This is a genomic window from Variovorax beijingensis (assembly GCF_003951285.1).
Classification (GTDB): domain Bacteria; phylum Pseudomonadota; class Gammaproteobacteria; order Burkholderiales; family Burkholderiaceae_C; genus Variovorax; species Variovorax beijingensis.
Map to the genome: position 1 here is coordinate 40,742 of NZ_RXFQ01000016.1, position 13,253 is coordinate 53,994.

Below are 13,253 nucleotides of genomic sequence, written 5' to 3' on the forward strand. Positions count from 1 at the left end.
TTGTGCCAGCCGCTAAGCCTGATCGGGCGGCAGGGTCGGCGGCGCGAGGTGCCGCTCCAGCAGCACCGCCACGTGCACCGCCTCGCGCTGCGCACCGTCGCCGATCTGGTGGCGGCAGCTGGTGCCGTCGGCCACCACGATGGCGCCGGGCCTCGCGCGGATCGCCGGCAACAGGCTGGCCTCGGCCATCTGCATCGACACGTCGATATGGCGCGCCTCGTAGCCGAAGCTGCCTGCCATGCCGCAGCAGGAGCTTTCGATCAGCTCGGGCTCGGCACCGGGAATGAGCCGCAGCACATCCAATATCGGGCTGACCGCGCCGAAGGCCTTCTGGTGGCAGTGGCCGTGCAGCAGGATCGGCGCCGTGGCCGGCGTGAGCGCGAGCTTGAAGCGGCCGGCCTTGAGCTCGCGCGCAATGAACTCCTCGAACAGCAAAGCCTGCTTCGCCACGGTTTCGGCTTTCGTGCCGAAGCCCATCACCAGGGTTTCGTCGCGCAGCGTGAGCAGGCACGAGGGCTCGAGCCCGACGATGGGCACGCCGGCCTCGGCCAGCGGCCTGAGCGCGTCGATCAGTGCCTCGGCACGGCGCTTGGCCTCGCCCACCATGCCGCTCGCCAGGAAGGTGCGGCCGCAGCAGTGATGCCCGCCGCTCTTCTCGACCGTGTGCAGCGCATAACCCGCGGCCTTGAGCACGCGGGCCGCCGCCAGCGCGTTCTCGCTCTCGAAGGTGCCGTTGAAGGTGTCGACGAAAAGCACCGCCGCGCGGCCGCCGTTCGCCTGCACCGACAGCACGGCCTCGCGGCTGGCGAACATGCCGTGCAGGTCGGCCTTGGCGCGCCAGAAGGTGTCGGAGCGCCATTCGGGCAGCGACCGGCGCGCCGAAAATCCCAGCAGCTTCTCGCCGAGCCAGGCCGCGCCGGGCACGGTGTTGCGCAGGTTCATGAGCCACGGTACACGGCTCGCCCTGTGCGCGTAGTCGGGCATGTGGGCCACCAGCCTGTCCTTGAGCGTATGGCCGTGGCGCTTCTTGTAGTGGTCGAGAAACTCGATCTTCATCTTCGCCATGTCGACGCCGGTCGGGCAGTCGCGCTTGCAGCCCTTGCAGCCGACGCACAGGTCCATGGTCTCGTGCATCTCCTCGCTGGTGAAGGCATCGGTGCCGAGCTGGCCCGAGAGCGCGAGCCGCAGCGTGTTGGCGCGTCCGCGCGTGAGGTGCTGCTCGTCGCGCGTCACGCGGTAGCTCGGGCACATGGTGCCGGCGTCGAACTTGCGGCAGTGGCCGTTGTTGTTGCACATCTCCACAGCCTTGGCGAGGCCGCCGGTGCTGTCGCCGCCGGTGCCGGGCGCGGTGGTCTTCTCGGTCACCGGGTCGGCGTTGACGTTCCAGGCCGACCAGTCGAGCACGGGCCTGAGTTCGATGCGCCGGTAGGGCCTGGGTGCGGTGGGCGGCGCAAAGCGCAGCAGCGAGGCGTCGTCCATGCGCGGCGTATCGACGATCTTGCCGGGATTGAACAGATTGGCCGGATCGAGCTCGCGCTTGATGGCGCGAAACGCCTCGTTGAGGACCGGGCCGAACTGCCATTCGATCCACTCGCCGCGGCACAGGCCGTCGCCATGCTCGCCGCTGAAGGCGCCCTTGTACTTGCGCACCAGCGCCGCGGCTTCTTCTGCAATGGCGCGCATCTTGGCGCCGCCATCGGTGCGCATGTCCAGGATCGGCCGCACGTGCAGCGTGCCGACCGAGGCATGCGCATACCAGGTGCCGCGGCTGCCATACCTCGCAAACACCTCGGTCAATGCATCGGTGTATTCGGCCAGGTGCTCGAGCGGCACGGCGCAGTCCTCGATGAAGCTCACCGGCTTGCCGTCGCCCTTCAGGCTCATCATGATGTTGAGGCCGGCCTTGCGCACTTCCCAGAGGTTCTTCTGGCGCGCGTCATCGGGCATTTCGACCACGCTGCCGGGCAGGCCGAGGTCGCCCATCAGCTCGACCAGTTGCCTGAGCTGCGGCAGCAGCGCGGCTTTCTCGGCGCCGGCAAACTCGACCAGCAGGATGGCCGCGGGCTTGCCGATCAGCGCGGTTTCCACCGTGGGCTTGAAGGCCGGATTGGCAAGGCTCAGCTCGATCATCGTGCGGTCGACCAGTTCCACCGCCGTGGGGCCCAGCTTCACGATGTGCTGCGCCGCATCCATGGCCGCATGGAAGGTCGGAAAGTTCACGATGCCCAGCACCTTGGCGCGCGGCAGCGGCGCGAGCTTGAGCGTGAGGCTCCGGGTGTAGGCCAGCGTGCCCTCGGCGCCGACCAGGAGGTGCGCAAGATTCACGCTGCCGTCGGCGGTGTAGGGGCGCTCGCTCTGGTTGTCGAAGATGTCGAGGTTGTAGCCGGCCACGCGGCGCAGCACCTTGGGCCAGTGGGCGTGGATCTGCTCGCGGTGCGCCAGCGCCAGCCCGTGCACGAACTTCGCAATGCCGGCCGCACGGGGGCCCAGCGTGGATTGCGGGCCGAACTCCACCAGTTCGCCGCTCGAGAGCCAGGCGCTCGCGCCCAGCACGTTGTGCACCATGTTGCCGTAGGCGATGGAGCGCGAGCCGCAGGAGTTGTTGCCCGCCATGCCGCCCAGCGTGGCCTGCGCGCTGGTCGATACGTCCACGGGGTACCACAGGCCGTGCGGCTTGAGCTGCGCGTTCAGGTGGTCGAGCACCAGGCCGGGTTCGACGGTGGCGGTGCCCTCCTCCACGTTCACATCGAGCACGCGGCGGAAATGCTTGGTGTTGTCGATCACCAGCGCGGCGCCCGTGGTCTGGCCGCACTGGCTGGTGCCGCCGCCGCGCGCGAGCACCGGCACCTTCAGGTCGCGTGCGATGTCGATGGCGGTGGCAATGTCGCGTTCATTCGTCGGCACGAAGGCGCCGACCGGCGTGATCTGGTAGATCGATGCGTCGGTGGCATAGCGGCCGCGCGAGCCCTCGTCGAACAGCACCTCGCCCTCGGTCTCGGCGCGCAGCCGTCGTGCGAGCAGCGCGCAGGTGTCGTTGGGCGGAAGAACGGTTCCGGCGGGCTGGATGTGGCTGGCGGGGTCGACGCGCATGGTGGGGTGGAGCTCAGCTCGCCTTGTTGTGGGCCTGGGGATAGATCTGGCCGGTGCGCATCAGCTCGAGCACCGTGTCGCGCTTGCGCATCACATGCGAGATGAGGACCTTGCGCAGGCCGGCGGCATCGCGCGCGGCCAGCGCATCGATCATCTGCTCGTGCTCCTCGACCGCGTGCTTCCACTTGGCATCGTTCTGGTTGGTTCGAAAACGCAGCGACTGCACGCGGGCATTGATGGAGCGGTAGGTGCCGGACAGCACCGGATTGCCCGCGGCCTCGTTGATGGCGGTGTGGATGCGCGCGTTGAGGCGGTAGTAGCCCGAGAGATCGCGCCGCGCGAAGCAGGCCATCATTTCGTAGTGCAGCGCGCGCACCTCGGCCAGTTCTTCGTCGGTGATGCGCTTGGCCGCGAGCTCGCCCGACATGCCTTCGAGCATGGCCAGCACCTCGAAGGTATTGAGCACGTCGGCTTCGGTGAGCTTCACCGCCACCGCGCCGCGGTTGGGCAGCAGATCGACCAGCCCTTCGGCCGCCAGCAGCTTGATGGCCTCGCGCAGCGGCGTGCGCGAGACGCGCAGCTGGAGGCACAGCTCGCGCTCGTTGAGCTTGGCGCCGGGCGCGATGTGCCCTTCGACCAGCATCGTGCGCAGGCGCGAAGCGACCTGGTCGTGCAGCGCGAGGCGCGAGATTTCGATGATGTCTGCAGTCATTTCTGTTTCCCTTGAATGCATTTTGAATGCAAAAAACCACAGCTGCAATCCCATTGAACAAGGGTAAACCATCATGCTTAAATCAATTTTGAATGCAAAACTGAAAGTGAAAGGACAGTCCATGCTGCAACTCGACATCCATCCCACCGGCCGCCACTTCCTCCAGATCCCCGGCCCCAGCCCGGTGCCCGACCGCATCCTGCGGGCCATGAGCCTGCCGACCATCGACCACCGCGGGCCCGAGTTCGGCACGCTGGGGCTCAAGGTGCTCGGCGGCATCAAGCAGATCTTCAAGACCAAGCATCCGGTCGCGATCTACCCTGCCTCCGGCACCGGCGCCTGGGAGGCCGCGCTCGCCAACACGCTGAGCCCGGGCGACCACGTGCTGATGTACGAGACCGGCCACTTCGCATCGCTCTGGCAGAAGATGGCCACGCGGCTCGGCCTGTCGACCGAATTCCTCGCCTGGTCCGGCAAGGACGAGCAACTGCCCGCCGCGCCCAGCTGGCGCCGCGGCGTGCAGGCCGACCTCATCGAGGCGCGCCTGCGCAAGGACACCGAAAAGAAGATCAAGGCCGTGTGCGTGGTGCACAACGAAACCTCCACCGGCGTCACTTCCGACATCGCCTCGGTGCGCAAGGCCATCGACGCGGCGGGCCACCCGGCGCTGCTGATGGTCGACAGCATCTCGGGCCTCGCGAGCGCCGATTTCCGGCACGACGAATGGGGCGTGGACGTCACCATCAGCGGCTCGCAGAAGGGCCTGATGCTGCCGCCCGGCATCAGCTTCAACGCGCTCTCGCCGCGCGCGCTCGAAGCCTCCAAAGGCGCGAAGCTGCCGCGCGCGTTCTGGGCCTGGGACGAGATCGTGGAGATGAACAAGGACGGCTACTGGCCCTACACGCCCAACACCAACCTGCTCTACGGCCTGTCCGAATCGCTCGACATGCTGCTGGGCGAAGGGCTGGACAACGTGTTCGCGCGCCACCAGCGCTGGGCCGCCGGCGTGCGCGCGGCGGTCGATGCCTGGGGCCTGCCGATCCAGTGCGCCGACCCGGCCGTGTATTCGCCCGTGCTCACCGGCGTGATCACGCCCGAAGGCGTCGATGCCGATGCGCTGCGCCGGCTCATCCACCAGCGCTTCGACCTCTCGCTGGGCACGGGCCTGGGCAAGCTCAAGGGCCGCATGTTCCGCATGGGCCACCTGGGCGACAGCAACGACCTGACGCTGGTGGCCATGGTGGCGGGCGTCGAGATGGGCATGAAGCTCAGCGGCATCAAGCTCGCGGGCAGCGGCGTGCAGGCCGCGATGGATCATTTCGCGAGCCATGCGGCGGCGCATGCCGGCCTGCAGAAGGCCGCATAGCCGCAAGAACACACCGGCCGCAGCGCGCCGCTCGAACGGCGCGGCAGCCGCCACCTTGCCGGGCTTTCGGGCCCGGCACGCATCGGACCCACCACACACTGGAGACAAAGATGATGCAGAGACGTTCGCTGATTCAGGCCGCGGGGGCCGCGGCCGCAACGCTGGGCGTGCCCCGGCTCTTCGCGCAGGAGTGGCCTTCGGGCCCGGTGCGCATCGTGGTTGGCTTTCCGCCCGGCGGCGGCACCGATGCGCTCGCGCGCGTGGTGGCGCAGAAGCTCACGGTGATGTGGAACCAGCAGGTCATCGTCGAGAACAAGGCCGGCGTGGCCGGCGTGCTGGCAGCCGAATACGTATCGCAGCAGCCCAGCGACGGCAGCACGCTGCTCATGGCGCACATCAACAGCCATGCGCTCGCGCCCAGCCTGCAGCCCAAGCTGCGCTACAGCGTGGAGCGCGACTTCGTGCCGATCGTGCTGGTGGGCGTCACGCCCAACCTGCTGATCGCGAGCCCGGCGCAGAAGGCGCTGACGGTGAACGACATCGTGGCCGCCTGCAAGGCCTCGCCCGGCACGGTGAGCTTCGGCTCCGCGGGCGCGGGCTCGGCGCAGCACCTGGCGCTGGAAATGTTCAAGCTGCAGGCCCGGGTCGATGCAATGCACGTGCCCTACAAGGGCAGCGGCCCGCTGCTGGCCGACCTGATGGGCGGGCAGATCCAGTACAGCTTCGAGACCATGACCGCGGCCACGCCGCATGTGAAGAGCGGCCGCGTGCTGGCCGTGGCGCAGACCCGCGCCAGGCGCGCCAAGGGCCATCCCGGCGTGCCGACGATGCAGGAACAGGGCTTCGCAGGCTTCGAGGCCACCACCTGGTACGGCCTGGCGGGCCCGGGCAAGTTGCCGCAGCCGGTGGCCGAGAAGGTCAACCGCGACGTCAACACGGTGCTCGCGATGCCCGACGTGCAGGAAAAGCTCGACACCTATGGCGCGGAAGATGGCGGCGGGTCGCAGGACAAGTTCAAGCAGTTCATCGCTACCGAGATCGCCAAGTGGGCGAAGGTGGTGAAGGATGGCAAGGTGCATGTGGATACCTGATCAAACGCTGTTGTTCGGGTGCGCTCCCGCCGACGGGGGACATTCGCGGAGGGGAGTACCCGGTGGCCTGTGCACGCGCCCCGAACAGCACAGCCCCGAACAAAAGCCCAAGACGCAAAAGCCCAAAGACACAAAAGCAGCGAAGACAATCCCTCCCATGACCCCTTCAATGACCGCCCTCGCCAACGCCCTGATCCGGGCCCGCCAAAGCAACCAGACGCTCGATGCCACGCCCTGGCTCGGCACGCTGGAGACGGCCGACCAGGCCTATGAAGTGCAGGACGCCGTCGCTTCGGCGCTGGCCTGGTTCGGCGACCAGGCCGTGCCCCGCCATTGGAAATCCGGCGGCGCCTCGCGCAGCGCCACGCTCACGCATGCGCCGCTGCCCCCGGCCGGCGTGCGCACGGGCCCGGCGGATTTCAGCGACCTTGCCTTTCACGTGCCCGGTATCGAGGCCGAGATCGCGCTGCGCCTCGGGCAGGACGTGACGCCCGCCCTGGCCGCGAAGCTCGACCACGGCGATGCGGCTTCGCTCATCGATGCCATGGCGGTCTCGGTGGAGATCGTCGATTCGCGCTGGCAGGACCTCGCCGCCACGCCCGCCTTGCTGCGCCTGGCCGATTCGCAGGTGCATGGCGCGCTTGCCATCGGCGAGTGGCAGCCCTATGCGGCCGTCGACTGGGCTTCGCAGCGCTGCGAAACGAAAGTCGGCAGCGCCGAAACCGTGGTGCGCGAAGGCACCCATCCGCTGGCCGACCCTGCGTGGCTGCTGCCGGTCTGGCTGCGCCACGTCACGCGGCACGGGCAGGCGGCGCCGGCCGGCACCGTGGTCACCACCGGCTCGTGGGTCGGCATCGTGCCCTGCCGCCGCGGCGATCAGGTAGTGGTGGAGTTCGCGGGCATCGGCGCGCTGCGCTTGAGCGTGTAGCGCCCTCCTCCCACGCCCGAGCACGCCACCAGGAAGTCGAGCACCGCGCGCACGCGCGCCGGCAGGGTGCCGGCCTTGCCGATGTACACCGCGTGGATCGGCTCCACCTCGCCGGGGTTGAATTCCTCGAGCAGCGGCACCAGCCGGCCGGCATCGACGTCGTGCTGGATGTGATACAGCGACAGCCGCGCCACGCCCGCGCCGGCAATGGCCAGCTGGCGCAGGGTTTCGCCATCGCCCGCGCGCACCGGCCCGGCCACGGGCAGCGCAATCATTCGCCCGTCCACGCGCAGCGGCCAGTCGGGCGTATTGCGCCGGTAGGACCAGCCCAGGCGGTTGTGCGCTTCCAGTTCCTGCGGCGTGTGCGGCGTGCCGTACTTCGCAAGATAGCCGGGCGAGGCCACGATGGACTGGCTGGTCTCGCCCAGGCGCCGCGCCACCAGGTCGGACGGCGGCAGCTGGCCCCAGCGGATCGCGATGTCGGCGCGCTCGTCCATCAGGTCGACGATGCGGTCGGTGAGCGCGATGTCCAGCGTGATCTGCGGATGCAGCTCGAGCAGGCGCGGCACCAGCGGCACCAGCTTGTGGTGCCCGAAGGACACGCTCGCGTTGATGCTCACGCGCCCGCGCGGCGCGGCACCCGCGGCGGCGCAGCGCTCGGCCTCGTCCATGTCGGCGAGCACGCGCGTGCTGCGCTCGTAGAAATGCAGGCCTTCAGGCGTGAGCTGCAGCTTGCGCGTGGAGCGGTACACCAGCTGGATGCCCAGCCGCAGTTCGAGCCGTGCCACAAGCTTGCTCACCGCGGAAGGCGTCATGCCGAGCAGCCGCGCCGCGGCCGAGAACCCGCCAGACTCGACCACCTGCACGAAGGCTTCCATTTCGCCGGAGCGGTTGACGTCGATGCGCGGCATGGCGGGCTCCTTATATGTGACTTCAATTCACAAGTGCATGTAGCAGCGGCATTCTAGTCATCAAGGCCGGATGCCTGCACAGTACAGGCCATCATGCCTATCGCTCTACTCGCCCTTACCGCCGGTGCCTTCGGAATAGGCACCACCGAATTCGTCATCATGGGCCTGCTGATGCAGGTCTCGGCGGATCTCCACGTCTCCATCACGGCCGCCGGCCTGCTGATCTCGGGTTATGCGCTCGGGGTGGCCGTGGGTGCGCCGATCCTGACCATCGCCACCCGCAAGCTGCCGCGCAAGACCGTGCTGCTCGCGCTGATGGCGATCTTCACGCTCGGCAACCTGGCCTGCGCGCTCGCGCCCAGCTACGAACTGCTGATGGCTGCGCGCGTGGTCACCTCGCTCGCGCACGGCACCTTCTTCGGCGTGGGCTCGGTGGTGGCCACCGGGCTCGTGGCGCCGGAACGGCGCGCATCGGCCATCGCCATCATGTTCACCGGACTCACCGCCGCCATGCTGCTGGGCGTGCCGGCCGGGGCCTGGCTCGGGCTGCAGTACGGCTGGCGCGCCACCTTCTGGGCGGTGACGCTGATCGGCGTGCTGGCCTTTGCGGTGCTTGCCGTGTTCGTGCCCCGCGTCAAGAGCGAAGCCAGGCCGGCGCCGCTGCGCGAGGAACTCGCGGTGCTCGCGCGGCCGCAGGTGCTGCTTGGCCTGGCGATGACGGTGCTCGGCTACGCGGGCGTGTTCGTGGTGTTCACCTACATCCAGCCCTTGCTCACGCAGGTCACGGGCCTGTCCGAATCGGCGGTGTCGCCGATCCTGCTGGTGTTCGGCGGCGGCCTGGCCGTGGGCAACATCCTCGGCGGCAGGCTGGCCGACAGGTCGACCATGCCGGCCGTGCTCGGCACGCTGGTGGCGCTGGCCGCGGTGCTCGGCGCGATGCAGCTCGCCATCGGGACGCCATTTACCGCCGTGGTGTTCGTCGGCCTGCTGGGCATCGCTTCGTTTGCCACCGTGGCGCCGATGCAGCTGCGCGTGCTCGAGAAGGCCTCGGGCGCGGGCCAGAACCTGGCGTCGAGCCTCAACATCGCGGCCTTCAACCTGGGCAATGCGCTCGGCGCCTGGGTGGGCGGCGTGGTCATCGACCATGGCCCGGGCCTGCGCGCGCTCGGCTGGGTGGCCGCGCTCCTCACGCTCGTGGGGTTGGCGATCGCACTCTGGAGCCGCTCGCTCGACCGGCGCGAAAGCGGCAATGCCGGGGCGGCCGATTGCGCGTCGGCGCAGGCCTGAACTCCCCATTTTTTTCAACGACTACAAAGACACGACATCATGGAACAACGCTTTCTCGGCCGCTCGGGCTTCAAGGTCCCTGCACTCGGCTTCGGCGCCGGCACCTTCGGCGGACAGGGCCCGCTCTTCAGCGCCTGGGGCAACACCGACGTCGAAGGCGCACGCAGCATCGTCGACCTGGCGCTGGACGCCGGCGTGACGCTGTTCGACACGGCCGACGTGTATTCGAACGGCGCTTCGGAATCGATCCTCGGCGCCGCGCTCAAGGGCCGGCGCGACAAGGCCATCATCTCGACCAAGCTCGCGCTGCGTGCCGGCGACGGGCCGAACGACGTCGGCGCCTCGCGCCACCACCTGATCGCCGCGACCGATGCCGCGCTCAAGCGCCTGGGCACCGACTACATCGACATCCTCCAGCTGCACGCCTTCGACGCGATGACGCCGGTCGAGATGGTGCTCGACACGCTCGACGACCTGGTGCGCGCCGGCAAGGTGCGGCTGATCGGCGCCTCCAACTTCTCGGGCTGGCAGCTGATGAAATCGCTCTCGGCCTCCGAACGGCTCGGGCTGCAGCGCTTCGTGGCCAACCAGACCTACTACTCGCTGATCGGCCGCGACTACGAATTCGAGCTGATGCCGCTGGGGATGGATCAGGGCCTGGGTGCCATCGTCTGGAGCCCGCTCGGCTGGGGCCGCCTGACCGGCAAGGTGCGGCGCGGCCAGCCGCTGCCTGCGGGAAGCCGGCTGCACGAAACCGCCGGCTTCGCGCCGCCCGTGGATGACGAGCGCCTGTACCGCGTGGTCGATGCCATGGACCAGGTGGCCGAGGAAACCGGCAAGACGCTGCCGCAGATCGCGCTCAACTGGCTGCTGCAGCGACCCACCGTGTCGAGCGTCCTGATCGGTGCGCGCAATGAGGAGCAGCTCAGGCAGAACCTCGGCGCGCTCGGCTGGCAGCTCAGCGCGGAGCAGATCAAGCGGCTCGATGCGGCCAGCGCGGTGACGCCGCCCTACCCTTACTACCCGTACTGGAACGGTCAGTTCGCCGAGCGCAGTCCGGTGGCCGTGTGAGCTGATTGCGGCTCGGCCGTGAGCTGGTCGACCAGGTCGTCGACCTTCTGCTCCGCCTGCCGCAGCGACTCGGCCAGCTGCTCGCCGCCGAATTCGTCGCACTCCACCGCCGCCTCGAACACCTCGGTGATGCCGATGTAGCCGAACACCGAGCGCACCGTGCGCTCGGCATGGTTCAGGTGCGCGATGCGCCCGCCCGGGTCGTAGCCGTGGTCGCCGCGCGCGCCGAGCAGCACCATGCGCTTGCCCGCATCGGCGAGCATCGGCCAGTACGGCACCGCGCCGCGCGCGCGGTCGAAGCCGAAGGTGCGGCCCACGCGCACGATGTTGTCGATCCAGGCCTTGAACTGCGCGGGCACGCTGAAGTTGTACATCGGCAGGCCCACCACGATCAGGTCGGCCGCCACGAGCTGGTCGACCAGCCGGTCGCTCTCGGCCAGCGCGTCGGCCATCCACGGCTCGCGCTCGGCGGGTGCGGTGAAGGCGGCGTGGATCCAGCGGGCATCGACATGCGCGGGCGGACGCTGGCCCACGTCGAGGTAGTCGACGCGGTCGTTCGGCCGCGCCTCGCGCCAGCGCTCGACGAAGCGCGCGGACAACCGGCGCGTGTGCGAGCCATGGGGATCGATGCCGGAGCGGCCCGGGCGGGCGCTGGCGTCGATGTGAAGAAGGTTCATTGTGTTCATGGATGAATTTCTCTGTTCTGTCCCGCGCTGCCACAATGGCGGCGCAGGTCTTGAATCTAGAGACGTGCATGACCTTCGACAAACGATCATTTCTCCATCGATGAACGAGATTGGCTCATCTGTGCGGCGCCCCCGTCGCCTGCCGCCCCTGCTCTCGCTGCGGGCCTTCGAAGCTGCGGCCGCGCACCTGAGCTTCCAGCGCGCGGCGCTCGAGCTTTCGGTCACGCCCTCGGCCATCAGCCACCAGGTGCGCGCGCTCGAAGACACGCTCGGCCGGCCGCTGTTCCGCCGGCTCACGCGGCAGCTCGCGCTGACGCCCGCGGGCGAGCGGCTCTTCGACGACCTGCGCGCGGGCTTCGACGCACTGGAGGCTGGCGTCGAAAGGCTGCGCCAGCCGTCGGCCCCGCAGGCCGTCACGCTCACCACCAACACCGCCTTTGCGGCCCGCTGGGTGCTGCCGCGCATGGCGGCCTTTCGCAAGGCCTGCCCGGGCATCGAGCTGCGGCTGCATGCGAGCGACACGCTGGTCGACCTGGCACGCGGCGGCGCCGACATTGCCGTGCGGTCAGGCAGCGGCAACTGGCCGGGCCTGGTGTCGCGCGAACTGATGCCCGAGCGCTACGCGCCGCTGTGCAGCCCGATGCTGGGCCTGAAGCGCGCGGCCGATCTGCCGAGGCACGAGCTGATCCATTGTGACTGGCAGCCGGGCGCAGCGGCGCCCGCGCTGTGGCCGCGCTGGTTCAAGGAAGCCGGACTCGCGCCGCCGCGGGGCCGGTCGATGAAGGCCGCGGGCCTGTCGTTCTCGGATGAGACCCACGCCATCCTTGCCGCGCTCGCGGGCCACGGCGTGGCGCTCCTGAGCCTCACGCTTGCGGCCGAGGAACTGCGCAGCGGCGCGCTGGTGCAGCCCTTCGGCCCGGCGCTCGACACGGGCAGCTACTTTCTCGCGGTGGCTGCCGGGCATGAAGGCGACCCTGCCGTGCGCGCTGTATGGGAGTGGATTGCTTCGCAGGCTGCCGAGGGTTGACGGGGAGCGTTGGGCAGAGCAGTTGTTGATCAGCGATGCACGACGAGCGTGCCCTCGTGCACAGGGCATCGGGTGCTCCCCGCAGCGAAATCAAGGAGGAGGCCGCAGGCCGGGGACATTCGCGGAGGGGAGTACCCGGTGGCCTGTGCACGCGCCCTGAACAAGAGCGCTCAGCCCGCGCGCAACTGCTCCCGCAACTTCTGCCCGATCTCCGGCCGCTCGAGGAACGGATCGGCCGGGTTCTTCACCGCCACGATGTTCTCCATGCGGCTCCTCACGTTGCCCAGCGCCTTCGGATGGCTGAACACGTAGAACTGGTTGTCGCTGATCGCGTCGAACACCTTCGCCGCCACCTCGGCCGCCGTGATCTTGCCGCTGCTCACCGCCTTGTTGCTCATGGCCTGGCCGATCAGCTGGCTCTTGGTGAGCTCGGTTTCCTTGGGCGCGTTCGGCCGGTTGCGTTCGCTGCTCGTGATGCCGGTCGGTACGAAGTACGGACACAGGAGGCTCGCGCCGATCTGATCTGTGACGAGCGTCAGGTCCTGGTACAAGGTTTCGGTCAGGCTCACCACCGCGGCTTTCGCTGCGTTGTAGATGCCCATGTTGGGCGGCGTGAGCAGGCCGGCCATGCTGGCCGTGTTGGTGATGTGGCCGCGGTAGGCCGGGTCCTTGGCGGCGGCCTCGAGCATCATCGGCGTGAACAGGCGCACGCCGTGGATCACGCCCCACAGGTCCACGCCCAGCACCCACTCCCAGTCGGCCACGGTGTTCTCCCACACCAGGCCGCCCGCGCCCACGCCAGCGTTGTTGAACACGAAGTGCGGCGCGCCAAAGCGTTCTTTCACCGCAAGGGCCAGGGCTTCCATCTGCGCGGCGTCCGACACGTCGACCTTGCGGGCGAGCACCTGCGCGCCGGCGGCTTCCATCTCGGCGCGGGCCTTGTCGAGCGCGTCCTGCTGCACGTCGACCAGCACGAGGTTCATGCCGCGCGCAGCCCCGATGCGGGCGCACTCGAGGCCGAAGCCCGAACCCGCGCCGGTGAGTACGGCCGTCTTGCCCTTGAAGTCCTGAATCATTTGCCGGT

Annotated in this window: 11 protein-coding genes; 6 read left to right on the top strand and 5 right to left on the bottom strand. The window is 68.8% G+C overall.

Translation table 11 applies throughout. The annotated features are described in order from the left end of the window. Positions 1-12: 12 nt before the first annotated feature. Together EJO66_RS23855 and EJO66_RS23860 are read right to left on the bottom strand one after the other, a co-directional pair. Positions 13-3,090: an FAD-binding and (Fe-S)-binding domain-containing protein gene (locus EJO66_RS23855; protein WP_125966337.1), complete on the bottom strand. Its 3,078-nt coding sequence runs from the start codon at positions 3,088-3,090 to the stop codon at positions 13-15. Between the two features lie 13 nt (positions 3,091-3,103). Then, positions 3,104-3,802: a GntR family transcriptional regulator gene (locus tag EJO66_RS23860; protein WP_124957892.1), complete on the bottom strand. Its 699-nt coding sequence runs from the start codon at positions 3,800-3,802 to the stop codon at positions 3,104-3,106. A 121-nt stretch (positions 3,803-3,923) separates the two neighbouring features. Between EJO66_RS23860 and EJO66_RS23865 the strand changes: the two genes are divergently transcribed. The 3 genes from EJO66_RS23865 to EJO66_RS23875 all read left to right on the top strand — a co-directional run bounded on the left by EJO66_RS23865 (position 3,924) and on the right by EJO66_RS23875 (position 7,187). Beyond that, a complete protein-coding gene (locus EJO66_RS23865; RefSeq protein ID WP_124957891.1) occupies positions 3,924-5,168 on the top strand; it encodes a pyridoxal-phosphate-dependent aminotransferase family protein in 1,245 nt (414 codons plus the stop codon). A 113-nt stretch (positions 5,169-5,281) separates the two neighbouring features. Then, positions 5,282-6,259: a Bug family tripartite tricarboxylate transporter substrate binding protein gene (locus EJO66_RS23870; protein WP_164547892.1), complete on the top strand. Its 978-nt coding sequence runs from the start codon at positions 5,282-5,284 to the stop codon at positions 6,257-6,259. Positions 6,260-6,416: 157 nt separating this feature from the next. Next, complete coding sequence (locus EJO66_RS23875; protein WP_124957889.1) at positions 6,417-7,187, top strand: fumarylacetoacetate hydrolase family protein; 771 nt, start codon at positions 6,417-6,419, stop codon at positions 7,185-7,187. Here the strand turns inward: EJO66_RS23875 and EJO66_RS23880 are convergent. Continuing rightward, complete coding sequence (locus EJO66_RS23880; protein WP_124957888.1) at positions 7,136-8,098, bottom strand: LysR family transcriptional regulator; 963 nt, start codon at positions 8,096-8,098, stop codon at positions 7,136-7,138. The two genes, EJO66_RS23875 and EJO66_RS23880, sit on opposite strands and share 52 nt — an antisense overlap. Positions 8,099-8,191: 93 nt before the next feature. On the opposite strand from EJO66_RS23880, the gene EJO66_RS23885 reads away from it, so the two are divergent. Together EJO66_RS23885 and EJO66_RS23890 are read left to right on the top strand one after the other, a co-directional pair. Beyond that, positions 8,192-9,385 (top strand): MFS transporter, encoded by a 1,194-nt coding sequence (locus tag EJO66_RS23885; protein WP_125966338.1) that lies wholly within the window; start codon positions 8,192-8,194, stop codon positions 9,383-9,385. Positions 9,386-9,424: 39 nt separating this feature from the next. Continuing rightward, positions 9,425-10,456, top strand: coding sequence for an aldo/keto reductase (locus EJO66_RS23890; protein ID WP_124957886.1), 1,032 nt, complete (start codon positions 9,425-9,427; stop codon positions 10,454-10,456). On the opposite strand, the gene EJO66_RS23895 is transcribed toward EJO66_RS23890, so the two are convergent. Beyond that, positions 10,423-11,142, bottom strand: a complete 720-nt coding sequence (locus EJO66_RS23895) for an FMN-dependent NADH-azoreductase (protein WP_124957885.1) — start codon at positions 11,140-11,142, stop codon at positions 10,423-10,425. The genes EJO66_RS23890 and EJO66_RS23895 overlap by 34 nt on opposite strands. Before the next feature lie 100 nt (positions 11,143-11,242). Here EJO66_RS23895 and EJO66_RS23900 point away from each other — a divergent pair, with 100 nt between their 5' ends. Continuing rightward, the gene (locus EJO66_RS23900) at positions 11,243-12,169 is read left to right on the top strand and encodes a LysR substrate-binding domain-containing protein (RefSeq protein ID WP_124957884.1); all 927 of its coding nucleotides are present in this window, start codon (positions 11,243-11,245) and stop codon (positions 12,167-12,169) included. A gap of 170 nt (positions 12,170-12,339) precedes the next feature. Here EJO66_RS23900 and EJO66_RS23905 read toward each other — a convergent pair whose 3' ends face one another. Beyond that, complete coding sequence (locus tag EJO66_RS23905; RefSeq protein ID WP_012748016.1) at positions 12,340-13,245, bottom strand: SDR family oxidoreductase; 906 nt, start codon at positions 13,243-13,245, stop codon at positions 12,340-12,342. Positions 13,246-13,253: the final 8 nt, after the last annotated feature.